The 24,930-nt window shown below is 35.2% G+C and carries 20 protein-coding genes; 3 read left to right on the top strand and 17 right to left on the bottom strand.

The window, feature by feature from the left end; all coding sequences use genetic code 11:
• Positions 1–32 precede the first annotated feature (32 nt).
• From LKE05_RS02650 to essC, 8 genes are all read right to left on the bottom strand, one after another.
• Positions 33–323, bottom strand: coding sequence for a WXG100 family type VII secretion target (locus tag LKE05_RS02650; RefSeq protein ID WP_308455831.1), 291 nt, complete (start codon positions 321–323; stop codon positions 33–35).
• Between the two features lie 55 nt (positions 324–378).
• Entirely contained in the window at positions 379–678 is a 300-nt protein-coding gene (locus LKE05_RS02645) for a WXG100 family type VII secretion target (RefSeq protein WP_308455830.1), read from the bottom strand.
• Between the two features lie 25 nt (positions 679–703).
• A complete protein-coding gene (locus tag LKE05_RS02640; RefSeq protein WP_308455829.1) occupies positions 704–988 on the bottom strand; it encodes a DUF4176 domain-containing protein in 285 nt (94 codons plus the stop codon).
• Between the two features lie 40 nt (positions 989–1,028).
• Positions 1,029–2,156, bottom strand: coding sequence for a hypothetical protein (locus tag LKE05_RS02635; protein ID WP_308455828.1), 1,128 nt, complete (start codon positions 2,154–2,156; stop codon positions 1,029–1,031).
• Positions 2,157–2,176: 20 nt separating this feature from the next.
• Positions 2,177–2,476, bottom strand: a complete 300-nt coding sequence (locus tag LKE05_RS02630) for a WXG100 family type VII secretion target (protein WP_308455827.1) — start codon at positions 2,474–2,476, stop codon at positions 2,177–2,179.
• 12 nt (positions 2,477–2,488) lie between these two features.
• Positions 2,489–2,740 (bottom strand): EsaB/YukD family protein, encoded by a 252-nt coding sequence (locus tag LKE05_RS02625; protein WP_308455826.1) that lies wholly within the window; start codon positions 2,738–2,740, stop codon positions 2,489–2,491.
• On the bottom strand, positions 2,733–3,539 hold the full coding sequence (locus LKE05_RS02620; protein WP_308455825.1) for a hypothetical protein: 807 nt from the start codon (positions 3,537–3,539) through the stop codon (positions 2,733–2,735). Before LKE05_RS02620 ends, LKE05_RS02625 begins: the two co-directional genes overlap by 8 nt.
• 66 nt (positions 3,540–3,605) lie before the next feature.
• Positions 3,606–7,961 carry a type VII secretion protein EssC gene (essC, locus tag LKE05_RS02615; protein ID WP_308455824.1) on the bottom strand — a complete coding sequence of 1,452 codons (4,356 nt, stop codon included), beginning with the start codon at positions 7,959–7,961 and terminating at the stop codon, positions 3,606–3,608.
• 378 nt (positions 7,962–8,339) lie between these two features.
• On the opposite strand from essC, the gene LKE05_RS02610 reads away from it, so the two are divergent.
• The 3 genes from LKE05_RS02610 (at position 8,340) to LKE05_RS02600 (ending at position 10,751) form a co-directional block, all read left to right on the top strand.
• Positions 8,340–8,519, top strand: a complete 180-nt coding sequence (locus LKE05_RS02610; RefSeq protein WP_022230208.1) for a hypothetical protein — start codon at positions 8,340–8,342, stop codon at positions 8,517–8,519.
• Between the two features lie 229 nt (positions 8,520–8,748).
• The gene (locus tag LKE05_RS02605) at positions 8,749–10,065 is read left to right on the top strand and encodes a sensor histidine kinase (protein ID WP_308455823.1); all 1,317 of its coding nucleotides are present in this window, start codon (positions 8,749–8,751) and stop codon (positions 10,063–10,065) included.
• Positions 10,062–10,751 (top strand): LytR/AlgR family response regulator transcription factor, encoded by a 690-nt coding sequence (locus LKE05_RS02600; RefSeq protein ID WP_308455822.1) that lies wholly within the window; start codon positions 10,062–10,064, stop codon positions 10,749–10,751. Before LKE05_RS02605 ends, LKE05_RS02600 begins: the two co-directional genes overlap by 4 nt.
• A gap of 67 nt (positions 10,752–10,818) precedes the next feature.
• On the opposite strand, the gene LKE05_RS02595 is transcribed toward LKE05_RS02600, so the two are convergent.
• The 9 genes from LKE05_RS02595 to LKE05_RS02555 form a co-directional block, all read right to left on the bottom strand.
• Positions 10,819–13,383 carry a DUF8487 domain-containing protein gene (locus tag LKE05_RS02595; protein WP_308455821.1) on the bottom strand — a complete coding sequence of 855 codons (2,565 nt, stop codon included), beginning with the start codon at positions 13,381–13,383 and terminating at the stop codon, positions 10,819–10,821.
• An 8-nt stretch (positions 13,384–13,391) separates the two neighbouring features.
• On the bottom strand, positions 13,392–16,685 hold the full coding sequence (locus LKE05_RS02590; protein ID WP_308455820.1) for a DUF5107 domain-containing protein: 3,294 nt from the start codon (positions 16,683–16,685) through the stop codon (positions 13,392–13,394).
• A gap of 616 nt (positions 16,686–17,301) precedes the next feature.
• Positions 17,302–17,505: a DUF1858 domain-containing protein gene (locus tag LKE05_RS02585; RefSeq protein WP_022229254.1), complete on the bottom strand. Its 204-nt coding sequence runs from the start codon at positions 17,503–17,505 to the stop codon at positions 17,302–17,304.
• Positions 17,506–17,521: 16 nt separating this feature from the next.
• Positions 17,522–19,270, bottom strand: a complete 1,749-nt coding sequence (gene ftsH / locus LKE05_RS02580; RefSeq protein WP_118446271.1) for an ATP-dependent zinc metalloprotease FtsH — start codon at positions 19,268–19,270, stop codon at positions 17,522–17,524.
• Between the two features lie 51 nt (positions 19,271–19,321).
• On the bottom strand, positions 19,322–20,656 hold the full coding sequence (gene tilS, locus LKE05_RS02575; RefSeq protein ID WP_308455819.1) for a tRNA lysidine(34) synthetase TilS: 1,335 nt from the start codon (positions 20,654–20,656) through the stop codon (positions 19,322–19,324).
• Positions 20,656–22,014 carry a replicative DNA helicase gene (gene dnaB, locus LKE05_RS02570; RefSeq protein WP_308455818.1) on the bottom strand — a complete coding sequence of 453 codons (1,359 nt, stop codon included), beginning with the start codon at positions 22,012–22,014 and terminating at the stop codon, positions 20,656–20,658. Before dnaB ends, tilS begins: the two co-directional genes overlap by 1 nt.
• Positions 22,015–22,035: 21 nt before the next feature.
• Entirely contained in the window at positions 22,036–22,482 is a 447-nt protein-coding gene (rplI, locus tag LKE05_RS02565) for a 50S ribosomal protein L9 (RefSeq protein ID WP_022229250.1), read from the bottom strand.
• 14 nt (positions 22,483–22,496) lie between these two features.
• On the bottom strand, positions 22,497–24,512 hold the full coding sequence (locus LKE05_RS02560; protein WP_118446269.1) for a DHH family phosphoesterase: 2,016 nt from the start codon (positions 24,510–24,512) through the stop codon (positions 22,497–22,499).
• A 35-nt stretch (positions 24,513–24,547) separates the two neighbouring features.
• The gene (locus LKE05_RS02555; protein ID WP_022229248.1) at positions 24,548–24,850 is read right to left on the bottom strand and encodes a MazG-like family protein; all 303 of its coding nucleotides are present in this window, start codon (positions 24,848–24,850) and stop codon (positions 24,548–24,550) included.
• Positions 24,851–24,930: the final 80 nt, after the last annotated feature.

Here is a 24,930-nt window from a genome sequence, read left to right as displayed (position 1 = left end):
AATCGTGCTGCCGTAATGAATTGATATAATTTTTAGCCACGAGATCTTTGAGTAGCAGCTGCTTCTGCTTCTGCATATGTCTTTGCAGCATCGCTAAGATTTAATGCATACTCTTCAAGAATTTGTTCAAACTGAGTAAATGTACTCTTCATTCCGTCAAATTTTGCTTGAAAAGCTGTTTGAGCTTCACCTTGCCAAATTTCAGTCAAGCCATTTACCATAGCAGTAAGCTTTTGAATAGTGCTTACATGCTCTTCCTTATACTTTCTAACCTCGTTTGATTTTTCGTTTAACACTTCAGGTGTTACTTGAATTCTTGCCATTAAAATGACCTCCTTTGTAAATTTTATTATAAATGCGTCTGTGTGCATCTATTACTTATGTAAGACCGTTGATTTTTGAGGCTAATGATTGGTCTGTTTCTTGCATAATATCTGCTGTTTCATCCATATCAACCGCATATTTTTCCAAAGCCTCATCAAATTTATTAAATTTATCTTTCATACCTTGATATTTTGCAACAAATGCTTGTTGTGCCTCACCTTGCCAACTTTCACTGAGATTCAATACTAAATTGTTAAATCTGCTCATAGTATCAACGTGCTGCTGTCTGTACTCTCGTACCTTTGATGCTCTCTCCTTTAACTGCTCCGGAGTTATCAAAATATAATCAGCCATTTAGTTCACATCCATTCTATCTAAATTAATCTTCTTGTAAACCGTTTTCTTTTAAATATTCTGCATATTTAATTCTAAATGCCTGGGATTCTGCATTGACATATCCGACAAAATTAACAATTTCAATATCCTTAGCCATAAACAGAAACATATTTTCGCTATCGATATATCCTTCTGGAAATGGTACTCCTATGTAGTCATATATTGTATCATCATCTTCTTGTACCAGCGATTCTCCAACTATCATTAACTTTTTCTCTGCACCTTCCAATGTAACAACGCTTCCTATTGGTAATAATTTATTATTCATAATTATATTCCTCCTATTTTTATATATTTTTTATTTTAAATTATACAAGACTTTTACCAAGCGAATATGCTTTTTCTCCTGTTTTATATATACTTTTAGCAGCATCATACATAATTTTCATAAATGATTTATCTTTTATATCATCAAATGAAGTTTTTCCAAAAATAAATGCACTTCCTACTTTTCCGGTAGCTATCATATTTGCCTTTCCTAATGATTTTAACATTTTATCTGCACCATCCAAGAAAGTAACTAAATCAACCCCTTTATACACTATATCTCCGAATTGTTCACCCAATTCTTTATTTCCTAACTGTTCTCCTATAATTCCACCATTTTCAACAAGCTTATCTTTTAAGAAATTTGTCTTTCCAACCATATCATATTGTTCGTTAGATGCGTATACTATATCACTTGCACCATTTATAATATCATTTCCTGCTGTAATAATATCCATTATTGCCAACGGAGCTGAACCACCGGCTGTTCCTGCTAACACTGCGACGGCTCCTGCAATTTTTATAACCCCTTTTCCTATTTTCCATGCCGCTTTTCCGTATGCATTTATTTTTTCTTTGTTTTCTACATACCAGTTTTTTACTTTGTTTATTTTCTTGCCAACATTTGATACACAATTTTTACCTTTTTGAACTACATTGCCGTATTTTTTCTTTAGTGACTTCGCGGCTTTCTTTGCTTTATTCTTGCTCCAATTTACAAATTTTTTTAAATTGGAAACATCTGTTTTCTTGGTTGTTGTATTTTTTCCTGCATTTTTATTAACTTTATCAAGCTGTTCTTTTGACACCCAACCATTTAAGGTGTTTTTTAACATAGCTCCGACCATACCGGCAGCTACAACTGTTGTATTTTTTTCAAATGACACTGCATCTATATTTGTTTTCTTTTTTGAATCTGCGCTGACAAATTGATTCATAACGTCATTAAGCACGTTTGAGTATGCAGTCAACTTTTGTGATTGTTTGTTTAAATCATTTTTAATTTTTTGAAGTTGTTCTTCAATATTTTGTCTTGCTTTCACTTCCATATCCAAATTTGATGCAATTCTCGCTACGGCCGTTCCGTTTGATTCAGTCCGTTCTGCTAAACTGCTTATTTGGCTTTTCACATTACTCATTTCTGAAAGTGTAAGTTTTATCAATGCCATTGTTTTCTCACCTCACTAAACTACATTTTCAAGGTACTTGCGGCAGCTGCTTCATCAGCTGCTTTAATTGCTCTTGCAACTTCTTTTATTGCATTTGCCGTCTTTTTTATTTCCGCCTGAGTTTTTTGATTTTCCTGTTTATATTCCTGCAACTTTTGCTTAAATGCATCGCTTGCCGCTCCTTTCCACATTTCATCCAATGAAGAAAGCTGTTTGTCAATATCTTTGATTATATTTGAACATTCATTCGCGATATTTTCAAGTTTTTTTGCTTTCATTATTGCAGCAGCATAATCTATACTAATAAGTCCGCTTGACAATCTACACACCTCCTAAAATGATATTGTTATAATACTTCCATCCCAAATACCTTGAGAATATAGAGTCTGATTATTTTGTAAAATTCTATTGTTATATCTTATTTTTATATCTGATATACCTTCATAACGTTCACTGTCTATAGCTTTCAAAACATCAACAAACTTCTTTGATAAATCTTCAACAGGCATTTTTATTGGCAACTCAAAATCTCCAATTTCATAACCCGAAAATTCCTTAACAGTTATAATCGCTGAATTAACCATTTAAACCATCCTCACCTACAATAGTTCCTACAATCTTCACATAATTATCAAGTGTATCATTTATTTCAGCTACAGTTGTATTATCAAATTCTGTTTCATCTATTAAATCTATAACAGTCGGTGTAATTTTTATTAATGACGTGTCTGTCACGAATACCATCATATTATGAACAGAATCAAGCTTATCTTTAAATTCAACTTCCGTAATCGAATAAAAATCATTAATATCCAGAGCATTCGCAACAAGTTCTGCTGTCGTAGTGTTACAATGCTGTTTGAAACATTCAACAGCGGCTTTTTTGTCTTTTTTTGCAAGACTTTCTTTTGCTCGTTCCACTTCATTTTGAGGAATATGAAATTTATCTATATTATTATTTCTTTCCATAGGTAATATTTTAACTAACCCTTTTATATCGGAATACAGCATTTCCTTTTTCAGCCATCCAATAATATAAATATCATCTTTCTTTTCCGATTTAACTACTTTTTCATCCTGTATATAATACACTACATTTGTTTGACCCTTGTTTCCTTGAGCGTGGTCTACAGATATAACATTATTACATTCAACACAACAGCTTATCAATTCCATTAAATCATCTCTGATTTCGGAATTGCCGTCAAAATCAGACTGTATGTAATTTTTTTCTTCCAATGATTTTTGCGCATTTCTTACTTCTTTTTCTACATTGTCTTCGGTAAGGTTCTCGTACGCGTCATCTACGCCATATACTTCGTCTGCGTCGGTTGCCGTGCATAAAAGCAAAAACTCTTTTGCGGTAATTTTAAAACTTTCCATTTGCTTTACCTGTATTGATTTATCAATACAATCCTCCTTTTCTTTTTTTGATTTAATTTTCTAAATTTAAAATTCATACATAGTTTTAAATCTGACTTTCTCCTCATTTTCCACTTTGTATGCTTCAAATTCACTCAACTGTTCATTTAACTCTGAATATTCCGCCTCGATTTTAAAAGCACCGTGTTGTTTTAATGTTCCGCCTGTAAGAATGCCGATACCGTCAGATATTATCATTTTCAATATTGGATCTACAGAGCTTAAACTGTATAATTTGGCCGATTCCTCTGCAACAACAACAAATACCTTTAATCCTTTACCCATTCTCACAATAGCCGATAATCTCGTTGCTGTTTTATCATCAATAGCGTCATACATATCTTTATAGCCGTCTATTCCTATGACTATCGTGTCAAATTCAGATAAATCTTCGCTGTTTTTTCGTAAATTCAATTTCTCAGCAAGTTTTTCTATGTATTCATCTAATTCTACAGCAGATTCTATATATTTTTCCGATATTCTCGCCAGTGTAGAAAGTGTTTGTCGTCCACTATCATATAAAATAAGCTTTGCGTTCGCTTTATCGACAAATTGCTTTAAAATTACATTGAGAATATTACTGCTACCCGATTTCTTTTCTCCTGAAATAAGTATACAATGAGGTGATTTTTTTATATCAACAGTTACAGGCTCAATCGTTTCCGTTGATAATCCCAACACTATATCATTACTCATTATCGAATTATACGATATAACGTCAGGCATAACCGGTATTGGCTTAGCGCTGCCGTCTTTATTGTTTTCACAAAGAATACTGACTTCACTTTTTATATTTTTTAGAACTTCATTATCATCTTGTCCCACAACCGGAAGTGCCGTCTGAAATTCCAATGCAAACGGTGTTCCTCTTATTAAACCACGTCCCTCGTTGTTTTCAGGTTCCAGTCCGTCCGTTTTACCTACAACAGCCGAATATTCCGATTTATCTTTCAGCTGTAGTGAAATATTATTTTTAATGTTGTTTATTATTTTATAGCTCACACCTGAAATACCGCTGACTGTTCCTATCATATATATTCCGTAAGCCGCGCCCTCTCTTGATAACTTTATAAAAAATTCGTCTAAATCCGGATATATTGAAAATAATGCATTGAAATTATCTATAAGAAGTAGAATAAACGGTAATTTTTCACCGGTTGTCTGTTCATATATCTTTATATTAATAATTCCGTTCATTGCGAAATTTCTTTTTCTCGTATCAATTTCTTTTTTCAGCATATTTACCAGTTTGTAAATTTTCTCCTCATCATTATCGTTTGCAACGCCCCCTACATGAGGAAGACTACCAAACAAATTCAAGCTCCAGCTACCAAAGTCCATTGCATAAATATTTATATCCATTGGAGTGTAGGTTTTAGCGGCAGACATAATAACCGTCTGTAAAAATGTTGTTTTACCTGTACCCGGTGCACCCCATACTAAGCAATGTCCGTCTGCTGAGAAATTAATATCAAGCGGATATTGCATTTGCTCATATGGATCATCTACCAATCCGACAGATAACACTAATTCTTGTTCTTTGTTATTTTCTTTCAATATGTTGTCCAAATATATTCTGTTTTTCAACCGTTCTTGCCATATCTTCGGAGCTTTTTCAACGTTATGTTCAATAGCAACCTTTTCTATATAGTCTACTACTGCGTCAATTTCTTTTATTTTGCTTTCTTTTTTCTCTGAGTTTAACGTTTCGTATTGATTACGCTTTCCTGTTATATCTACTAACGAAATAGGAATTTCCGCATTCATTCCTTCTTCTCTGTTTGGTTCATATGGTGCGCCACTCCAAAAAGATTGTACCTGTTCATATATGTCGTCTTCACCGACTTGAACATATGCACGCCCTGCATTTGAAATTTTTGCCGCGTCAGCATGGCGTAGCATTTCCTTACTGTCTGCACTGCTCGCAACTCTGCAACACCATCTGAATTTACTGTTTGCATACATTTTATCTGTAACAACACCACTCGGTTTTTGAGTGGATACCACCGCAAATATTCCCAAAGAACGACCTACTGCAAACAAACTTTCCAATACCGGTACAAACTCAGGAAGATTTTTCTTTATTTCCGCAAATTCATCAACAACAAGTATTGTAATCGGCAACGGTTGATACGTTTTATGAAAACCACGTTTATAATATTCTTTTATATCCTGAGGAATAATTCCCACTTTATTAAATATTGCCTGACGTCTTTTCATTTCCTTGTTTAGTGCAATAATATTACGCTTAACATTACCATCCAAATTTGAAATTTTGCCTGCAAGATGTGGCAAATTTTGAAATGGCAACAACATGCCTGTACCTTTATAGTCTATTATTATAAAAGACAGTTCCTGCGGTGAAAATTTTGTAGCTAAAGATAAAATCCACGACTGCATCATTTCAGATTTACCCGAACCGTTTGTACCTGCAACAATTCCAAAAGGTCCGTGGTATCTTAAAAAGTCAGAGCCATACATAATATTAAAAACAAACTTTTCTCCATTAGATTTTATACCTATAGGCACTGCCACTGCTTTTGCAGGATTTGTATTATTCCAATTTTTCCATATGGGTAAATCCTCAGCTTTTTGTACACCATAACCCTCTAGGAAAGTAATGCATGTAGGCATTTTTTCATCAGACTTTTTCTCAGCCAGTCGTACAGGCGCTAAGCTTCTTGCAAATTTATTTGCTTTTTCTATTGTAAACTTATCAATTTCAAATTTTTGCTTTTCACCTATATTTGATTTATCAAAAAATACATTTTCTTCCGATGTTGTTTCTATAATCAGATTACAACTCTTAGGTAACTCTTCTAACTTATTGTAGACGTATATTACGCCTATGCCCATTCCGACTTTATTCTCGTTCAAATATTTTTCAATTTCCGAGTCTTCAACTAATTCGGGATCTGAAATTACAAATAAATAAAAAGGAATATTCTCATTCTTTTTTTCACTTTGGTCTTTTTGAGGTTTTCTTCCTTTTAATTCTTCATCAACCTTTTTATCCAAAGCTGCCGCATTAAATACATCATTTGCCATATATCTTGATTCTCGTTTTTCGTCAAACGAATGTGGCAACCATTTTATAAAATCCCATTGTTTTTGTTCCTTCTTTGAAAACATAGTGACAAGTCTGACGTCTGTATATGGATGTGTTGTTGCAATTTGTACTATCATATTTCTTGCAATATTTACTGCATTCTCACGATTGCCTATTATACCAACACTTAAATTATTTGCTATGTCACATAAAATAGGAGCACCCTCTATAACTTGATTACCCTGACCAAGATTTTCGCCTTGTTCTTCTAATTCATCATCATACATTTTCAGAACATTATCCGGAAATTTAATTTTGAAACTGGTAGTTATATCTCCCTTTCCGATTCTCACTTTTAAGAAGTCGTCGTCTTCCGGATTACGTTCCCACATTGTACGTTCACGCTTTGTTGCTATATCATAGCACACCCTTGTTTCATGATTTGATTCTTCAAGAGATATAAATTGGTCATCTCTGTTTTTCTCAATCCTTGCTTTAACATCTGCTAAATATTTTTCGTACTTTTCCTGTCTTACTTCACGAGATTTTCTATATTTTTTCTTTTGCAAAAAAGTAGAAAAGACAGATGTCAACGGAAAAACTGCCGAATATGCACTACGAGTTACAAGCATAGGCAAAAATGACAACCAATTAACCATTGGCATATCTCCAATATTCGGCGGTTCTTGGATTTCTATAATTTCCGAAGGCATTTTATGTCTTAATCTTGGTGACAAGCTGAAAATCGGATACTGTATTTCATCATTGTCTATTATTTCTTGGTTTTCACACAATTCCAATGTATTATTTTTAAACAGTATATTAAATTTACCTATTGAAATTATATCGCCATCTTTAAGCATACTTTCGGATATTTTCTTGTTGTTTAAAAAAGTACCGTTTAAGCTATGTAAATCTTTAATTGTACTGCCAATTTCATCAGTTATTACCATGGCGTGCTTACTGCTTACACTTCGATCCGATAAGTGAAATGTTGCACTAAAGCTACGACCTATAGATACAGTTGTTCCTGATTTTAACTTTACTTTCTGAGGAACATGTTCTTCTACACAAAACATAGCGGCTATATGATGTTTTACGCTTAATATAAAAACATCTCCATCCTTTGCAATACCTCTTTCTTTTTTTAAAGCGTCAAAATATGTCCATCTGTTATTGAAAAAATCAAAAGATAAATGACTTGCGATAATATCAGGATATGTAATTTTCAATGTATCTTCATCTGATGAGCCTATTGTTATATGTGCATTCTCCGCATTCAAATATAAATCTTTTATCTGCTCATTAATATATAATCTTATCTTGCTCGTCATTTTCATTCACCTTTCCAATTTTTCACCTATTATGTAGTTATAAAAATACAGTTGTTTACATATTATTCAATATCTACAAAGCTTTATGGATGACAGACTAAATGCAGTATCAATATATACAATTTATTATTCTTGTATATATTTTTTATAATTACAGTTTCATTATAGCACTTTTAGTTTAAATATGCAACTACTTTTTAATTGTATATATGAGTATTATTGTATAATTTTAATACAAATATTTTAATTTTCTATTTATAGTCATTTTGCAACTTATTTTTAAATTAATTATTACTTTATATTTTGCTTGTATATTTTCTATTTAAAATGGTTTAAAATTATATTATAAAAAATTCAACACACGGAGGTGAATTAGTTATGGGAGAATTTGAAATTCATCAACCAGAGAAGTCATCTAATCGCACCATAAGAATGCCTGATGAACTTATCGAAAGAATGGGTAAAATTGCAGCATCAAAAGGAATATCTTTTAACCAGCTTGTAATTCAATGCTGCAATTATGCCCTTGACAACTTAAAGTCTGATGATAATGAATAATTTGCGTATATTTAATCATCGACCTGTCAGAAACTGAAGTCTTTATATAGGACTTCAGTTTTTTTATTTAGGATTTTTATCCTAAAAACATATTAGCATAATTTTAAAATAACTTTCAACAAAGTGACATTTTTAACGTCTTTTTTACCATAATTAACATATTATATAGACAAAATAATACATTTTATGATAAAATATATGTATCAATTCAGAAAAGAGGGATGTTATTATGGCACAATGGCAAGTAAGTCTTGTTGACGGTTTAATGGATTTCAGTTTCAGTATATTAATAGCTCTGTTTTATGCAAGCGTACTCTCCGCAAGATACGGCAAAACAAATTTTCGTGTAATTGTTTCGGCAGTAATGATTATAGCTACTATAATCACAAACATAATACATATGCCTCAAATGCCTATGTTCTTTACAGGGATAGCTATACTTATGACTTGTATATTCATACTCAGCGATGACAAGCCTTTAAAAAAAATATTATTCACTTTTATTCCATATGTATCGGATATTTTATTGTCGCTCGTATATCTTTCACTGCGAACAATACTAATGCCAAACTTTGATTCGGCTTTCGGCGGTCAAACACTTGCCGGACTTTCAAGTATTCCAAACGCAGTCGAACCTTTGCTTTTATTTACAGTTGAAATGTTGATACTGTTTTCAATCTCAAAATGGATACAACATAAAAAGCCAAAAATAAGTGACCTTACTATTGTATATATACTTTCAATAATAATTGTTCAAATATTTATACTGACGTTCTTACTTTACATTTATTATGCAAAAATAAGTATATTGAAATTTGTATTGGTCTTAATTGTTTATATGATTATTTCAATTTCGCTTACAGTTCTTGTTATACGTTACAGTATTCGTATCAGTAAAGAGCAAGCAAAGCAAGAATTTGTTGTTAATCAGTACAATCTTTTAAGCTCACAATACGACCAACTGAGAAACAACTATGTAAACTATAAAAAATTGCGTCACGATTTAAAAGACCACATTAACGTTATTAACGGTCTGTCACAAAAAGCAGACAAAGAAGAATTAACCGAATATACAAGTAAGTTATTAAAAAATTGGGATTCACTTTCGGCAAAAACATATTGCGATGTTCCGGCGATTGATATTATATTGGCTGAAAAATACAATATGGCTACAGCCAATCATATACGAACCGATTTCTTAGTCGGCGGTATTAAAGAGGCTCAGCTCGACAATGTTTACTTATGCAGTATCTTCTCCAACCTATTAAATAATGCTTTAGAGGCGTCTAAATACTGTACGACAAATCCTTATATTGAATTAAAAAGCAGCATACAACTCGGCAATTTAGTTATCACCTGCCGCAACAGTATGCCACAAGTTATTCGTAAAAAAGACGACCCTAATCACAATCACGGGTACGGATTACATATAATTAAAGATTTATCCAATCTTCTTGGCGGTAATTTCGTTTACGAACATGATGAGTACAATTTTACCGCCATTGTAACAATTCCGATTAATGACAAGGAGGAAGTACATAAATGATTAATATCGCGATAATCGATGATGATAAAACTTTCTGTGATGATTTTAAAGAACAAATAGAAAAAATTGATAACAGCTATAATACCGACTGTTATTATGATATAAACACTTTTTTAGAATCGGTTTCAAGCTACAATATCGCTGTTATTGATATAATGCTCGGAAAAGATAACGGAATAGATATAGCGTCAGCAATCACTGAAAAATACCCTAATATAAAAATTATATTTATATCTGTTGAGCAAGACTTTTTTCAAGACGTCTATTCCGTCAATCATTTATACTTTTTGGTAAAACCAATATCGAATGAACAGTTAAAACAAGCCTTGTCAGTGTGTTGCAGTGAAATAAATAAGCAGACTCTTTATACAAAGCTCGGCAGCGGAACTACTGCTATAAATCTAAATGATGTTTCCTATTTTGAAGGGATTTTAAAGAAAACTATCGTACATTATGTCAATGCGCCAAAGCAAACCTTAAACGAACCTCTAAAGGACATCGAAAAAGAAATTCTTAACACCAACTTTATACGCATACATCAAAGTTACATTGTAAATCTTACATACATAACTCAATTCACCAAAACAAAAGTCAATATTCAAGACCTTGAAATACCTATAAGCAGAAAATACTCACAATCAGCCTTAAATGGTATAAGCAAGTTTTTAGGTAATAATCTAATTTAAAAAAAGTCGGAGTCGGACTCCTAAAGGAATCCAGCTCCGACTCTAAAATTAACCTTTTCGGCTTATTTTAAAATTTATCTGAATTTACATATTGCGTTATACTGCTTAAAAGCTGTTTACATTCGGGATAATCTCCGTCTAAGTCAAAACCGCAGAACAATAGCTTTGCTTTGCCTATTTCTGTTTCAAACAGCGGTGATGACGCAGTATTATCAAAGAAATTCGGTACTGTTTCAATTATAGGTTTTACTTCACCTGCAAACTTCGATATATCTGTACCGATCGAGTTATCAAGCAGTCTTTTCCACTGATAATCGGGATATTTTTCTGTCGGAAAATCATCAAATATTCTATGATTATTATCAATTATTGCACCGCACGGTTTTTGTGACGGGAAATGTACCGGCGACCAAAATACAGGTATAAAACTTCCATGTATCGGATTTTTAAAACACTCTTTCGTCACAATAGCTTTTCCGCCGTTTTTGATTATATCATCAAGTTCTTCTTCCGATTTAATCATACGAACATTGTTTTCAATCTTATTTTCGGCAAAAACAAATATTCTCCAAGTATTTTTGTAACCGTTCACTTCAAGTATAACACTAAGCATTGTTGATTTTGTTATACTGTTTAGCGGTATGCTTACCTTACTTTCTGTTGTTGACGTTTTATAAAATACTTGCTTACCGTTTTGTACCGTCAAATTATAAACAGGGTTGTTGATTTTCTTTTCGCCAAAATCATATAAGTCCAATTCCGCCTCCAATGTATCTGTATTTTTAAATATTCTCTTTGCCTTAAATAACGGTACTGCCTCACCTGCAAAATTTTTAAATTCATCGTGTGAAATCAAGCCTTTACTTTCATAAAACACATCAAGTATGCCGACAGTGGCTGTACTTTGTCCTGTGTAATCCGATAGCGACAAAAGTTCAAAACCGCCGAAATCTTTTGTCCTAAGTGCCGCCTCAATATCTTCTTTATAAAGCTTAACAGCTAAGTCGCCCGACGCTTTAATATAATCATTCAATTTATGATACACATTCTTTTCAATCATAAATTTTTTAATCGCGTCAAGGTTTACCGGCAGAATATTGCCTGTATATTTTTCAATTAAGTCAACATCAGGATATACACAATACTGCCCCACTTCAAACGAAATTATCGGTACAGGCACATCTTTTACCGCAGAGGAATAATCAAGCGATGTATTTTCAGCCGCCTTATCCTGACAGTTCTGTATTCTGACATTGTGACCGCCTGCCTCATATGCACACAAATAATCTTCACACGGCATAATCGGGTGGTCGAAATTCGTCGTAAGCGTATAAATTCTTCTGTTGTCATAAGCCTTTATGCAAGTGGTTATGTCGTTAAGCATATCAAAATCGCCCATATTTTCATTACCGTTTGAAAACATTATAAACGAAGGGTGATTGCCGTATGTTTTTGAGATATTAATAGCCTCCTGCATAAAATATTGACGGTGTATCGGGTCTTCACCCGTTTCAAGTGCACATACATCGTGATTAAGCCATAGCGGCATTTCGATAGATATGTACATTCCTATTTCGTCAGCCGCATTAAAGGCACATTCAGGCGGACACCATGCGTGAAAACGAACGTGATTTAAACCATAGCTTTTGATAGTCTTGAAATTTTTTCGCCACACCTCAATATCCATAGGCGGATAACCTGTAAGCGGATATATAGCACAATCTATTGTACCGCGCAAAGAAATTTGTCTGTTGTTAAGCAAAATCTTTTTATTTTCCGTTTTTATCGTTCGCATACCGAACTTTACGGATTTTATATCGGTATGACCGTTACATTCATATTTAACTGTTGCCGTATATAAATTAGGATTAAATTCGTCCCAATAATCTATTTCGGAAATATCGTATCTGAAATAATCAACTTGTTTTGAATTAAACACCTTCGTTTCAAATATTTTTTCTCCAAGTAAATCTCCTTTTGGTGAAGTAACATTTACGGTAACAGTCGCTTTCTCCGTTTTAAACGGAGAATGTACATCCGATGTTTCAACAACTTTAAGCGTTATGCCTTTGTCATCTGTATATACTTGAATGCTGTCAATATGTTCTTTTTCTTCATATTGCAGTTCAATACGTCCGATAACACCGTTCCAATATCCTTGCGTATCGACACTGTATCCGCTTGCCATTGTATCAAGGTTTAGCAAATTTCTGTTGTCTATTTTCAGCGTAAACGTATGTCCGCCCGGTGTTATTTTTCCTGTTAAATTGTATATGTGAGGTGTGGACAGCTCAATTATTTGTCTGTCTGTTTTCACACCGTCTATCCATAATTCAGATGATATATTAACTCGCTCCATAAACAGTCTGACAGTTTTACCGTCTGTATCATTCGGAATGTTGACCGTTTTTTGCAGCCAAAGAGGAGCGATATATTCATATCGCTCTCTCGGTGCACGTACAGCCTCTTTTGATATTTTGTCAAAGTATTCTGTTTTTTTGCCTATCCTATTATCACAAGTTGAACCCGGAAGATTAAAATTATTATTTTCAAATTTTATGCTGTCTATTGTCTGACTATCGTCAATATCTGTTTTATAATTCCATTTTCCGCTTAAATCTATTGTTTTCATTGTATCACCTATTTTACTATATCTCTGAGTTCTGTGTGGCATTGATTTAATTCAAGTCCTTGTTTTGCATACTTTTGGGCATTATCATTATCACCTATACCCAAATATCCAAGCGCCGCCATAAGATTACAATGTACCTTATTGTTTTTATTTAAGTCACCTTCGAATATCAAGAAATCCGGTAATGATACAGCAAAGTAATCAATTTTCATTTCATCATTCATATGATTATTTGCATACTCAATAAATGCGTTAAATCTCTTTTTAGCCTCGTCTTTATCTCCAAGTGCCTCAATCGCTTTTGCAGAATAATACATCATCTGTGGCGGTTGGTCGTTATAATACATCGCCGAAGAAAGATTAAATTCACCCCTTGCTGCAAGTCTGTATGCCTGTTCGGACTTTTCCTTATCTTCATACAAGTTACCAAGCATATAATATATATCGTTATCCATATTACCGATTAACTTGCCCTCACCTAAATTATACGGATAAACGAGAGCTTTTTCAAGATATTCTATTGCTTTTTCTGTATTTTTTTCTGCTTTAGCCTTATTAATAAGCGCAATTCTGTACTGAGCAGGTATCTTACCTTCACCGCCCTCCCAAGGGTGGAAGTTATGGTTCATAATACGATTGTATGCGTTATCATATTCGCCGTTCATATTAAGCAACGTGATATATTCCGTATATAAATCGTCACGCTTTTCAAGTAAGTCGGAATTTTCATTCATATTTGCCAATCTCTTTTCAAGAGAGAAATTAAGTGTTTTGTACAGTTGATCAAGTTCAAAGAATATTCTTGCGTCACTCTTATCAATACTGAATGCTTTTTCCATTGCTTTTACCGCTAAGACACCGTCTTTTAATTTATTGTAATAAACAAGCGAAAGGTTTCTATACACTGTCGGAAGTTTTATATTATCCGCACACTTTTCCCATAATTCTTTTGATTCTTCCCATCTGCCTCTGTCATAGAACAAACAGCCAAGATAATAAGCAGCATAATTACCGCCGTTATATATTGCCTTTTCCAATACAGCTATATCTTCAAGTCTGTTCGGGAAACAATACAGGCTTTCAGAATTTTCAGCCGTATCAAGTTCTGATTTGTCATTTGTCAGTGCATACAGATAGTAATGTACCATAGGCTCATTGTCATTCGGTGCAAGTTTTAATATTTCGATTGCGTCATCTGTCAAATATGCTGACATATAGCTAAGTGCAAGTTCAATATAGTTATGATTGTCACCACGCATAACAGCTTGCATTTCGTCTAAGCCGTTACCGTTTAGTTTGTAAAGTTCATAATATGCACTGTGATCTAATGCGTCTATATTGCGTGTTTCTTTTGCAAATTCTGTTGCCTCTGTATTTTTTCCGAGTTTTCTGAGCAACGCCGATTTTAAAGTTCTTGCCTTTAAATTATGCATTCCCTTTACAAGCGACTTTTCTATATATTCCAACGCATCATTATAATCACCTCTGCCCGATGCAATACAGGCTAATTGATAAAATGCTTTATCCTGCATATTTCCGTCCCAAACAGCTTTATAAAACGCGTCAAATGCAGTATTGATTTTACCCTGTTTCTTTAATGATAATCCTAAATTATAATACGGTTCACAATCATATGGATTAGGATTTTTCCAAGTTGATGATTTAATAGCCTGTCTGAAATATTTTTCACTTTCCGCGAATCTGCCCTTATTATACAAATACTTTCCGTATCCGTTGTTAAGACGAATATCTGTTTCATCTCGCTTCAATCCCTCAAGGTAATAATCTTCAGGCGAATATGTAGCATGGCGATATTGCTCTAAATGTGTAGCCGCAAGGAACAGTTTTTCGGTTGTTTCCACAAATTGCGGCTCAGGCAATGCCTCTGCCGGATTAGGTGTTTCCTCGTTATTTTCGCCCATAGGAGTGTAGCTTAATAATTCGTTTCCGTCTTTATATACGGCAAGTGTAAGCTTTGTTTCATCAATGTTAGGCATAGGAACACTCTTTGTAAATATATCGGTCGGTGATATGTTTGCTTTTTCTTCAAACATCTTATTTCCGTCATAAACAAATTTGATTGTTACATCGTCAAGTTGTATCGGCGAATATACAGTTATATTAGCCGTATCGTTATCTAATTCAAGATTCATAACAACTTCTGTTGAAGCATTTTTAACCGCACCGACATTTTTGTATGGCATAAAGTATTGAACGAAAGTCTTTTCTTCATACGGTTTTAAGAACGTAAAGTCGGGCTGATTGTCTGTAAACATACCTGTCATAAGTTCAATATACGGACCGTTTTCGTCTGTAAGATTTCTGTCCCACGCTTTTCCGAAATCACCGTTACCCCAAGTCCATTGCTTTTTACCGGGTGAAACGTGATGGTCGGCTATATGAAGAAGTCCCGCATTTTTGGAATAATCGTAATTGCCTATAAAATTATAATCCGAATGATATGCCATATACGAAGTCGGTACAGGAATATTTTTGTATCTTGAAATATCCGTACCCGGTGCATAATCAACCTTATAATAAACTCCGTCGGCAATAGGAAACTTTGATACATCACGTTTGCCGTGATCCATTACCGCGTGAACATCCGGCGGGAATATTGATTGTGTATAGTCATTTACCGCAACGGCAGGATTTGCCCACCATAAAAATGTTTGAGGTCTGTCTGTCGGATTGTATACCTGACCTTTTATTTCAAGATATGCCTTGTCTGGGTATACAGTAAATCCCGCCATACCTTTCGTATGGAACATCTTTTCTGTTTCGCCTACCCATACCGTAATCGAACCGTCATTGTTTTCTTCGATTTTATAGTCAACAGGATCAAATGTGGACGGTCTGTGATGTTGCGGCCAGTTAAACTCAATACCTCCCGAAATCCATGGACCTGCCAAGCCTACAAGCGCTGGTTTTACAACTTCATTATAATAAACAGCATCATATCCGTTTGTTTTATCGTATAATCTTTGAATTTTACCGCCGATTTCAGGTAAAATCATTACAAGAATATAATCGTTTTCCAAGAAAATTGCGTTGTATTCTTTATCAGTCTTAACGTCCGAAACACCCTCGCATACAGGGTGCGGATAAACTCGTCCGCTTGAACCTTGATATACACGTTTTTCAAGAAACATAGGATTTTTGTCGTAATCAGAAATTTCATATGTAGGTATTGTAACTTTTTCTTGCTTTAATATAACCTTATCCATAATAATTGCTCCTTCGCATATCGTTTTATTTATGATTAGATTATACACCGCCAAATCCAAAAAATCATTAAGCATTATTGCTGTAAAATATGAAATTATTGCTTTTTATAAAGAAGTCAATGTTTTTTCGTCTGCCGACGCTGAAGCTTAATCTTGATCTGCGATCCATTCAATTTGTACCGTTCTGCAATATTTCATATACTTCAAATAACATTTCTGCCGCCACAATAATACTTAAAAATTTCTTTGACATTTTATTTACATCCGAAATATATTTTATATGTATATCTTACAATATTTTTTTATATAAATCATTCAATATATTGAACAATAGAATTTATTTTTTAGATATATTGACTTTTTTAATACACAATGATAAAATCATCAATGTTAGAGGGAATATAACGCCTTTGCCATCGCTTTCTCTTTGTTTATTTGTTGAATTTATTATAGCAATTGAACGTATTATGTTATAGTATACTCTGCACAAAAACCGACACTTTATTTAAACATTTCATACAATGATAAATGTTTTATCATTGACGGTACATTTTTTTTGATACACATTGATAATAGTTCGCATATAATAATTTTCTCACATTTTGTCGTATAATTCAATCTAAATCATATATATGTTCACTTTTATAAAAAAATAACCGTAGCATAAGCTACGGTTATCTGCTTTAAATTATTACTTTGAAGCCAAGAAGTCATTAATCTTCTTTACAAGTTCGTCAGCATCAACGCCGTGAACCATGCAAGCTTCCTCAAGTGATTCACCCTGTGATGCCGGGCAGCCAAGGCAGTGCATTCCGATACCCATTAGTATTGGAGCGATTTCTTCATCTATGCTTAAAGCCTCACCGATTAGAGTCTTTTTTGTTACTTGTGCCATTATTGTTTCCTCCTTTTTATATATTAAAACATTCTTCAAATTCTTGACCGTCAATAGTTTCCTTTTCAAGAAGTTTTTCAGCCACTCGTGTAAGTACAGCCATATTTTCAGTAAGAATTTGTTCAGTTTTCCGGTATTGTAAAGTCATTATATGCTTTACTTCCGCGTCAATATCTGCGGCTGTTTTTTCGGAATATGCTTTTGAGTGTGCAAAATCACGTCCGATAAACACTTCGCCGCCGTCATCATACGATACAGGGCCGATTGCCTCTGACATACCGTATTTTGTAACCATTTGACGTGCTATGTCAGTTGCACGTTGAATGTCACTTGACGCGCCTGTGCTGATGTCGTCCATTGTAAGTTCTTCGGCTACTCTGCCGCCAAGCATTACAATTATTCTGTCCAACATTTCATTTTTTGATGTGTACATTTTATCTTCATCAGGCACATACATCGTATATCCGCCTGCTCTGCCACGCGGTATTATTGACACCTTATGAATATGCGATGTTTTATCGACAAGTTTTGCCAAAACTGCATGGCCTGCCTCGTGAAATGCCGTAAGTTTCTTTTCTTTTTCGGTAATAATTCTCGAACGTTTTTCCGTTCCCATCATTACTTTTAAGTTTGCGTCCTCAATATCTTTTCTTGTTATTTCAAGATGGTTTCGTCTTGCCGCAAAAATAGCGGACTCATTCATTAAGTTTTCAAGGTCTGCACCCGAATAACCTGCTGTTGCTTTTGCGATCTCTTCCAAGTCAACGTCATTTGCCAAAGGCTTTTTAGCAGAATGAACTTTTAGAATAGCCTCTCTGCCCTTTACGTCAGGAACATCAACAACAATCTGTCGGTCAAAACGTCCCGGTCTTAAAAGTGCGGGATCAAGTATATCCGGACGGTTTGTAGCCGCCATCATTATAACGCCTTCATTTTCGCCAAATCCGTCCATTTCAACAAGCAACTGATTTAAAGTCTGTTCTCTTTCATCGTGACCGCCGCCCATACCGGCACCTCTTTTTCTGCCGACTGCGTCTATTTCATCTATAAACACAATACACGGTCTGTTTTTCTTTGCCTGTTCAAACAAATCTCTCACTCGCGATGCACCTACGCCGACATAAAGTTCAACGAAATCCGAACCGCTTATAGAGAAAAACGGAACTTTCGCCTCGCCGGCAACCGCCTTTGCAAGAAGTGTTTTACCCGTACCCGGCGAGCCGACAAGAAGTACACCCTTAGGTATTCTCGCACCAAGGCTTACAAACTTTTGAGGATTTTTCAAAAACTCGACTATTTCCGCAAGTTCGGCTTTTTCCTCATCAGCTCCCGCAACATCTTTAAATGTCACGTTCTTGGTGTTCTCATTAAGTCTTGCTCTGCTCTTTGTAAAATTGGTTGCACCCGAACCGCCTTTTCGCAAAAATCCGAAAAAGAACACACATATAAATACAATTATCAAAATTATATTTGTAACCGCCGTCCATGAAATCTTGGTTTCATAAGCCTCTTGCTTTAAAGTGCCTTTATCCATTTGGTCGTTCATTTCTTTTCCGACATCTGCCTGCAACGTGTCAAGTGACGGAATTTTCACCTTTGCTTTGTCACCGTTTGTAAGTGTCACCGTTACGGTATTTCCCGACACAAGCATCGAACTTACCTGTTCGGACTTTATACTGTTGACCAAATCAGAGTAAACCATTTTGGTCTGCGATGCACCGAATCCGACTGCGAACATATAAATCAGATACGCAACTACAAGCATTGCCACCCATACTCCGAGTCCTTTAAATCTTTTCTGCAACTGACTACCTCCTTAATTATCGTAAAATTCTATTTTTATACCTTTATCCTTGAAAGCAAAACGTTTGTCTATTCTGTTGCCGACTGCAGCAATTTCGCCGTTTATCTCAATTATCGGCACACTGTTTCGTTTATCTTTAGGAATTTTTTTATCTATAAAATATTCCTTTAATTTCTTCGTACCGTTCATACCCATAGGCTGAAATTTATCACCGTTTCGCCTGTTGCGTACAATGATTTTATCAGTCTTGTCACACGAAAGATATATTGCACCGTCTTTATTTCGCATATCCGTTTCAGATACCGAAATTTTTTTGTCAAGTTCCGAAATAAAAACTGTTTCACCGATATTAATACTGACTTCAAACGGCTGTGTTTCTTCTTTTTTGTGTTCAAGTATTATTTTGCCGTACTCGTTTTTTGCAACAATACCGTACGGCAAATTTATTTGTCTGCCGCTTGATTTATCGGCAAGCGACAATATATCCGCAACATATGTTGACGAAATATCGTTAAGACTGTTATAAATATCTCTTAACATCAATCTTAAAACACGTCTTTTTATCGCAATATCCGTCTTATTCAAATCTTCAATATTAACAGCACAATTTCTGATGTGCTTTTTATAAAAATCTTCCGCAATACCGTCAAGATAATCACTGTCATCTTTTATCAAGCAAGCATTTTCCGTAACGGTTTTAATAAAACTCGTGTTAAATTCCTTTTGAATATACGGAAGTAATGTGTGACGTATTTTATTGCGTGTGTAATCTTCTGTCAAATTTGTACTGTCTGTCATATATTCAAGTCCGTTATCACTGCAATATTTTTCGATTTCATCTCGTGAAACATTCAATATCGGACGAATTATATTTCCGCGGACATACGGTATTCCGCAAAGTCCGTTTGTCGTACTGCCACGCATAAAATTCATAATCAAAGTTTCGGCATTGTCATTTCTGTTATGCGCCGTTGCAACTTTGTTTATATCGTATTTTTCGCACAATTTATTAAAGAAATTATATCTCACATTTCTGCCGGCTGTTTCTTCTGACACATTTGTATCTTTTGCAATTTGGGGTATATCTGCATTTAACACAAAACATTCAATACCCAATTTTTTTGAAAAGTTTTCGGCAAAAAGTTCATCTCTCTTTGCCTCCTCGCCTCTTATGCCGTGATTAATATGAGCCGTATATAATTTTATGTCAAATTCATCTTTCAGCGACCAAAGTGCGTGAGTAAGACACACCGAATCCGCACCGCCCGAAAGACCGACCAGCACGCTGTCGCCGTTATTCAATAAATTATATTCACGCAAGGTCTTTTTAATAATATCTAAAACCATTATTCTTCCTTCAATGCAAATTCAACATTAGAAAACTTAGTATATTCACCTTTCCAACCAAGTTTAAACATACCGGTTTCACCGCTTCTGTTTTTTGCGACAATACATTCAGCCAAATTTTTATCCTCGGTATCGGGATTATAATATTCGTCACGATACAAAAACATAACCATATCGGCGTCCTGCTCGATAGCACCCGATTCACGCAAGTCCGAAAGCATGGGACGCTTATCGCTTCTCGATTCAGCCGCACGCGAAAGCTGTGAAAGTGCAATGACAGGAATATTAAGTTCCTTTGCAAGAATTTTTAACGAACGCGAAATTTCGGCAATTTCATTTTGTCTGCTCTCTGTTCTTCCGCTCGACTGCATTAACTGCAAATAGTCGATTACGATAAGTTCAAGATTTTTTGTCTGCTTTAATCGTCTGCATTTTGCACGGATTTCCGATACCGTTATTGACGCAGTATCGTCTATATACATCGGTGCAGTTGCAACTCTGTTTACTATTGCACCGATTTTTTCCCAATCTTCGCCTGTTATATCACCTGTTCTGATTTTATTTGAATTAACAAGTGCCTGGCTGCATATAATACGGTTTACAATCTGTTCTTTCGGCATTTCGAGGTTGAATATCGCAACGGTTTTTTTATCGGTAATACTGACGTGTTCCGCTATATTTACCGCAAAACTTGACTTACCCATACCCGGACGTCCGGCGATAAGAATAAGTTCGCCGCCATGAAAACCGCCCGTACGTCTGTTAAGTTCATCAAAACCTGTAGGCAAACCCGTTATACCGCTTTGATTTAAAGAGTTTTCAACAAGTTCCTGATAACTGCCCATGAATATCTCACTTATAGGAAGTATATCGCTCTTGTTGTTTGATGATGTAACGTCAAAAATAAGCTGTTCGGCTTGGTCGACTATTCTTTCGACTTTATCGTTCTGACCGTAAGCCATATCGGAAATATCGTTGGCACTTTTAATAAGTGTTCTCAAAACTGCCTTTTCCTTAATTATTTGCGAATAATACGTCATGTGCCTTGTTGTCGGCACATTTGTTGCCGCATTTCTCAAATAAGCGATACCTCCGACAGCCTCAAGTTTGTCGCTTTGGCTCAACTTATTTGAAACGGTAATAAAATCTATAGCCGCATTTTCGTTAAATAAATCAAGAATTACACTGAATATTTCCTTATTCTGTGGGAAGTAAAAATCTGACGGTCTAAGTATTTCAACCGACTCCGCAACACTGTGCGAATTAGTAAGAGCACTGCCTATTACAGCCAATTCCGCCTCTTGACTATATGGCAGTTCTCTGCCCATTACGTCAACAGGATTCGACATTTCTGCCATAAATCCATTACCTCCCCAAAGTTATATCTGTTCTACAACTACGTTTAACTTACCGACAACGCCTGTATAAATTTTTACGTCAACAGTCGTTGTTCCCAATGTCTTTATGCCGTCAGGCATAACAAATTTCTTTTTGTCAAGTTTGATGTGGTGTTGTGAAGTAAGCGCCTCTGCTACATCTTTTGATGTTACAGATCCAAAAAGTTTACCGTTTTCGCCTGCTTTAGCCTTTAGCACAACCTTGATTTCTTTCATTTTCTCTGCGATTGCATTTGCCTCTTCAAGCTCAACTTTTTTCTTGTATTCAAGAGATTCCTGCTTACCCTTCATTACGTTTATATTCGACTTTGTAGCCGGTTCGGCAAGACCTCTCGGCAAAAGATAGTTTCTTGCATAACCGTCAGATACATTTACCATCTGACCTTTTTTACCTTGTCCTTTTACATCTCTTGTCAATATAACTTGCATTGTCCTTCCTCCAATTAACTTTCATTATTTGCAACGTAATCAAAGACAGCCTTTTCAACGTCCTCAATTACCATATCTACATTTTTGTCTTTTACTTGTGCACCGGCAACGGTACTGTGTCCGCCGCCGCCGAGATACTCCATAATAAGCTGTACATTAATATCACCGAGCGAACGGGCGCTTATACCCACGCCGCCGTCCTGTGCATATACAACTATCGACGCACGAATATCACCTATATTAAGCATTTCATCAGCCGCCTGTGACGCTATCACTCTTATATTGGGATACTTTGTGTAACACTTTGCGACTGCAATCTGCGATACTATAATTTTCGATGTCTTTACAATATCGGCTCTGTGGTCATAGTCCTCTTTATTCACGTTAAACAGCTTTTTAACGTCTGCCGTATTCAGTCCCAAACGTCTTAAATATGAAGCCGCCTCAAATGTTCTGACACCTGTTTTTACTATAAAGTTCTTTGTATCCATCAAGATACCCGTATACAAACACTCCGCCTCAACGGTTGTAAGTGAACTTCCCAAATTCATATATTCCAATAATTCAGTAGCCATTTCACAAGTTGACGACGCATACGGTTCGTGATAAATAAGCGAACAAGGATTAATAAAATCAGTCGAACGTCTGTGGTGGTCGATAAGCACAACCTTACTTGCCTTTTCGATAAGTTTCGGGCATGGCAACATTGACGGTCTGTGCGTATCAAGCACAACTATCAATGTATCTGATGTAACGTTTTCGACTGCGTCGTCATTGCTTATAAACATACCTCTGTACTCACTCATTGCACGAAGGTCGTCATACATTTTTTTTATGGCCGGTGAATTGTTGTCATAGACAATATACGGCTTTTTGCCGAGCGTTCTGACTGCTCTCTGCAAGCCTACCGCCGCACCGAAGCAGTCATAGTCCGCACCGGAATGTCCCATAAATATTACTTTGTCGGAATTTTTTATAAAGTCTTTTAATGCAACAGCAATAGCTCTTGTTTTAACTCTTGTACTCTTTTCGTAATCACGAGCCTTACTGCCGTAAAATTTATACTGTGTATCGTCCTTTATGCTGACTTGGTCGCCTCCGCGTCCTAGTGCCATATCAAGTGCATTTCTTGCGTACATATCATTTTCCGACAGACTTCCGCCTACGCCGATACCGATACTGATACTTACCGGAAGTTTCATATCTTCACCGACTTTTCTCACCTTATACAATATATCAAACTTTTTACTGACATACTGTGCAAGATAGCGATGTTCAAAGAACATATAAAATCTGTCGCGGTCGGTTACTTTTAAAAGTGCATTCGATTCGTCTACCCATTCATTGATACATTTTCTTATTTGTGCCAAAATCTGTTGTTGCTCGTTGTCATTGACACGTTGCAATACATCGTCATAATTATCAATATTGATAATCGCAACATCTGTTTTTTCGTTAACGTATTTTCTTTTTAATTCATATTCAACAGTTCTGTCAATAAGATAAATATATACGGATACCTTGTCCTCATCTTCGGAAATACTTATATTTCTGTTTCTGATTGTATTTGCAATAAGCAAATATCGCTTATCGTCAATTCGTATACGTTTTTCATAGTGTGAGGCTGATTTTAAAATTTCTCCCCACTTTATATCGGATATTGAATTTTCGAGTTTTGTGTCAAAAAGGTCCTTATTAAAAAACAATTCCGAAAATTTGCCGTTGTACCAGCATATGGAACCGTCTATATGCACAACAACGATAGGTATAGGAAAAGAGTCCATAATATTTGCCGAAATCGAATTTGAGCTTTTTGCCATAATTTCAAGAAAATTATTAACACTCTCATTTCTTTTATTTCTTATAAAAATAACCGCACAAAATGCTATTATCCCCGCAATTATCTCTAATATTGCTATAACCTTGCCTTTAATCGCATAACTGAGTACACCGCTTATGATCAAAAGCAGTGCTGATGCAAATGCTATCTTAATGCAAGTTTTAACAACTTGTCCGTAATGTTTTCTCATAAGTCCCTCCAAAGTGCATTGATGCACTGTAAGCCTTAGCGGCTCTTTAAATATTTCTTTAGTTCCGACATATCCGAAAACTCTATCTCAAGTTCGTGTCCGTTTTCTTCACCTATGCCGAGAAGTTCGGAAATTTTTTTATCTATGCTTGCATAACCGATTCCCAACCGTCTTGCAAGTATGTAATCCATAGCAATAACCGTTGCTATTTCATTTGTAACACTCTCATAATCGCCTATTTCGTCATAGTCCGCAAGAGTTCTGTAAAGATGTGCTATCTCCGATAAAATCTCACCTTTTATCATATCAATAGCTTTTAGATTTGTTGAAATGTTCATAATGATGCCTCCAATGATGTAATTAATTTTGTGTAGTCCTATCTGATACTATATTCTACCACAAACTTCATATCAAGTCA

The organism is Hominilimicola fabiformis (assembly GCF_020687385.1).
Lineage (GTDB): Bacteria > Bacillota > Clostridia > UBA1381 > UBA1381 > Hominilimicola > Hominilimicola fabiformis.
This window is presented reverse-complemented; position numbering and strand designations above follow the sequence as displayed.

Coding starts and splice junctions, on each gene's coding strand:
- ftsH (WP_118446271.1), bottom strand. CDS start 19,270: ATGCTTGTAGTTGCGTATCTGATTTATATGTTCGCAGTCGGATTCGGT.
- LKE05_RS02560 (WP_118446269.1), bottom strand. CDS start 24,512: ATGAGAAAACATTACGGACAAGTTGTTAAAACTTGCATTAAGATAGCA.
- LKE05_RS02650 (WP_308455831.1), bottom strand. CDS start 323: ATGGCAAGAATTCAAGTAACACCTGAAGTGTTAAACGAAAAATCAAAC.
- dnaB (WP_308455818.1), bottom strand. CDS start 22,014: ATGGCAGAAATGTCGAATCCTGTTGACGTAATGGGCAGAGAACTGCCA.
- LKE05_RS02610 (WP_022230208.1), top strand. CDS start 8,340: ATGGGAGAATTTGAAATTCATCAACCAGAGAAGTCATCTAATCGCACC.
- tilS (WP_308455819.1), bottom strand. CDS start 20,656: ATGGTTTTAGATATTATTAAAAAGACCTTGCGTGAATATAATTTATTG.
- LKE05_RS02555 (WP_022229248.1), bottom strand. CDS start 24,850: ATGAACATTTCAACAAATCTAAAAGCTATTGATATGATAAAAGGTGAG.
- LKE05_RS02620 (WP_308455825.1), bottom strand. CDS start 3,539: ATGGAAAGTTTTAAAATTACCGCAAAAGAGTTTTTGCTTTTATGCACG.
- LKE05_RS02635 (WP_308455828.1), bottom strand. CDS start 2,156: ATGGCATTGATAAAACTTACACTTTCAGAAATGAGTAATGTGAAAAGC.
- rplI (WP_022229250.1), bottom strand. CDS start 22,482: ATGCAAGTTATATTGACAAGAGATGTAAAAGGACAAGGTAAAAAAGGT.
- LKE05_RS02605 (WP_308455823.1), top strand. CDS start 8,749: ATGGCACAATGGCAAGTAAGTCTTGTTGACGGTTTAATGGATTTCAGT.
- LKE05_RS02585 (WP_022229254.1), bottom strand. CDS start 17,505: ATGGCACAAGTAACAAAAAAGACTCTAATCGGTGAGGCTTTAAGCATA.
- LKE05_RS02645 (WP_308455830.1), bottom strand. CDS start 678: ATGGCTGATTATATTTTGATAACTCCGGAGCAGTTAAAGGAGAGAGCA.
- LKE05_RS02640 (WP_308455829.1), bottom strand. CDS start 988: ATGAATAATAAATTATTACCAATAGGAAGCGTTGTTACATTGGAAGGT.
- LKE05_RS02600 (WP_308455822.1), top strand. CDS start 10,062: ATGATTAATATCGCGATAATCGATGATGATAAAACTTTCTGTGATGAT.
- essC (WP_308455824.1), bottom strand. CDS start 7,961: ATGACGAGCAAGATAAGATTATATATTAATGAGCAGATAAAAGATTTA.
- LKE05_RS02625 (WP_308455826.1), bottom strand. CDS start 2,740: ATGGTTAATTCAGCGATTATAACTGTTAAGGAATTTTCGGGTTATGAA.
- LKE05_RS02595 (WP_308455821.1), bottom strand. CDS start 13,383: ATGAAAACAATAGATTTAAGCGGAAAATGGAATTATAAAACAGATATT.
- LKE05_RS02590 (WP_308455820.1), bottom strand. CDS start 16,685: ATGCTTAATGATTTTTTGGATTTGGCGGTGTATAATCTAATCATAAAT.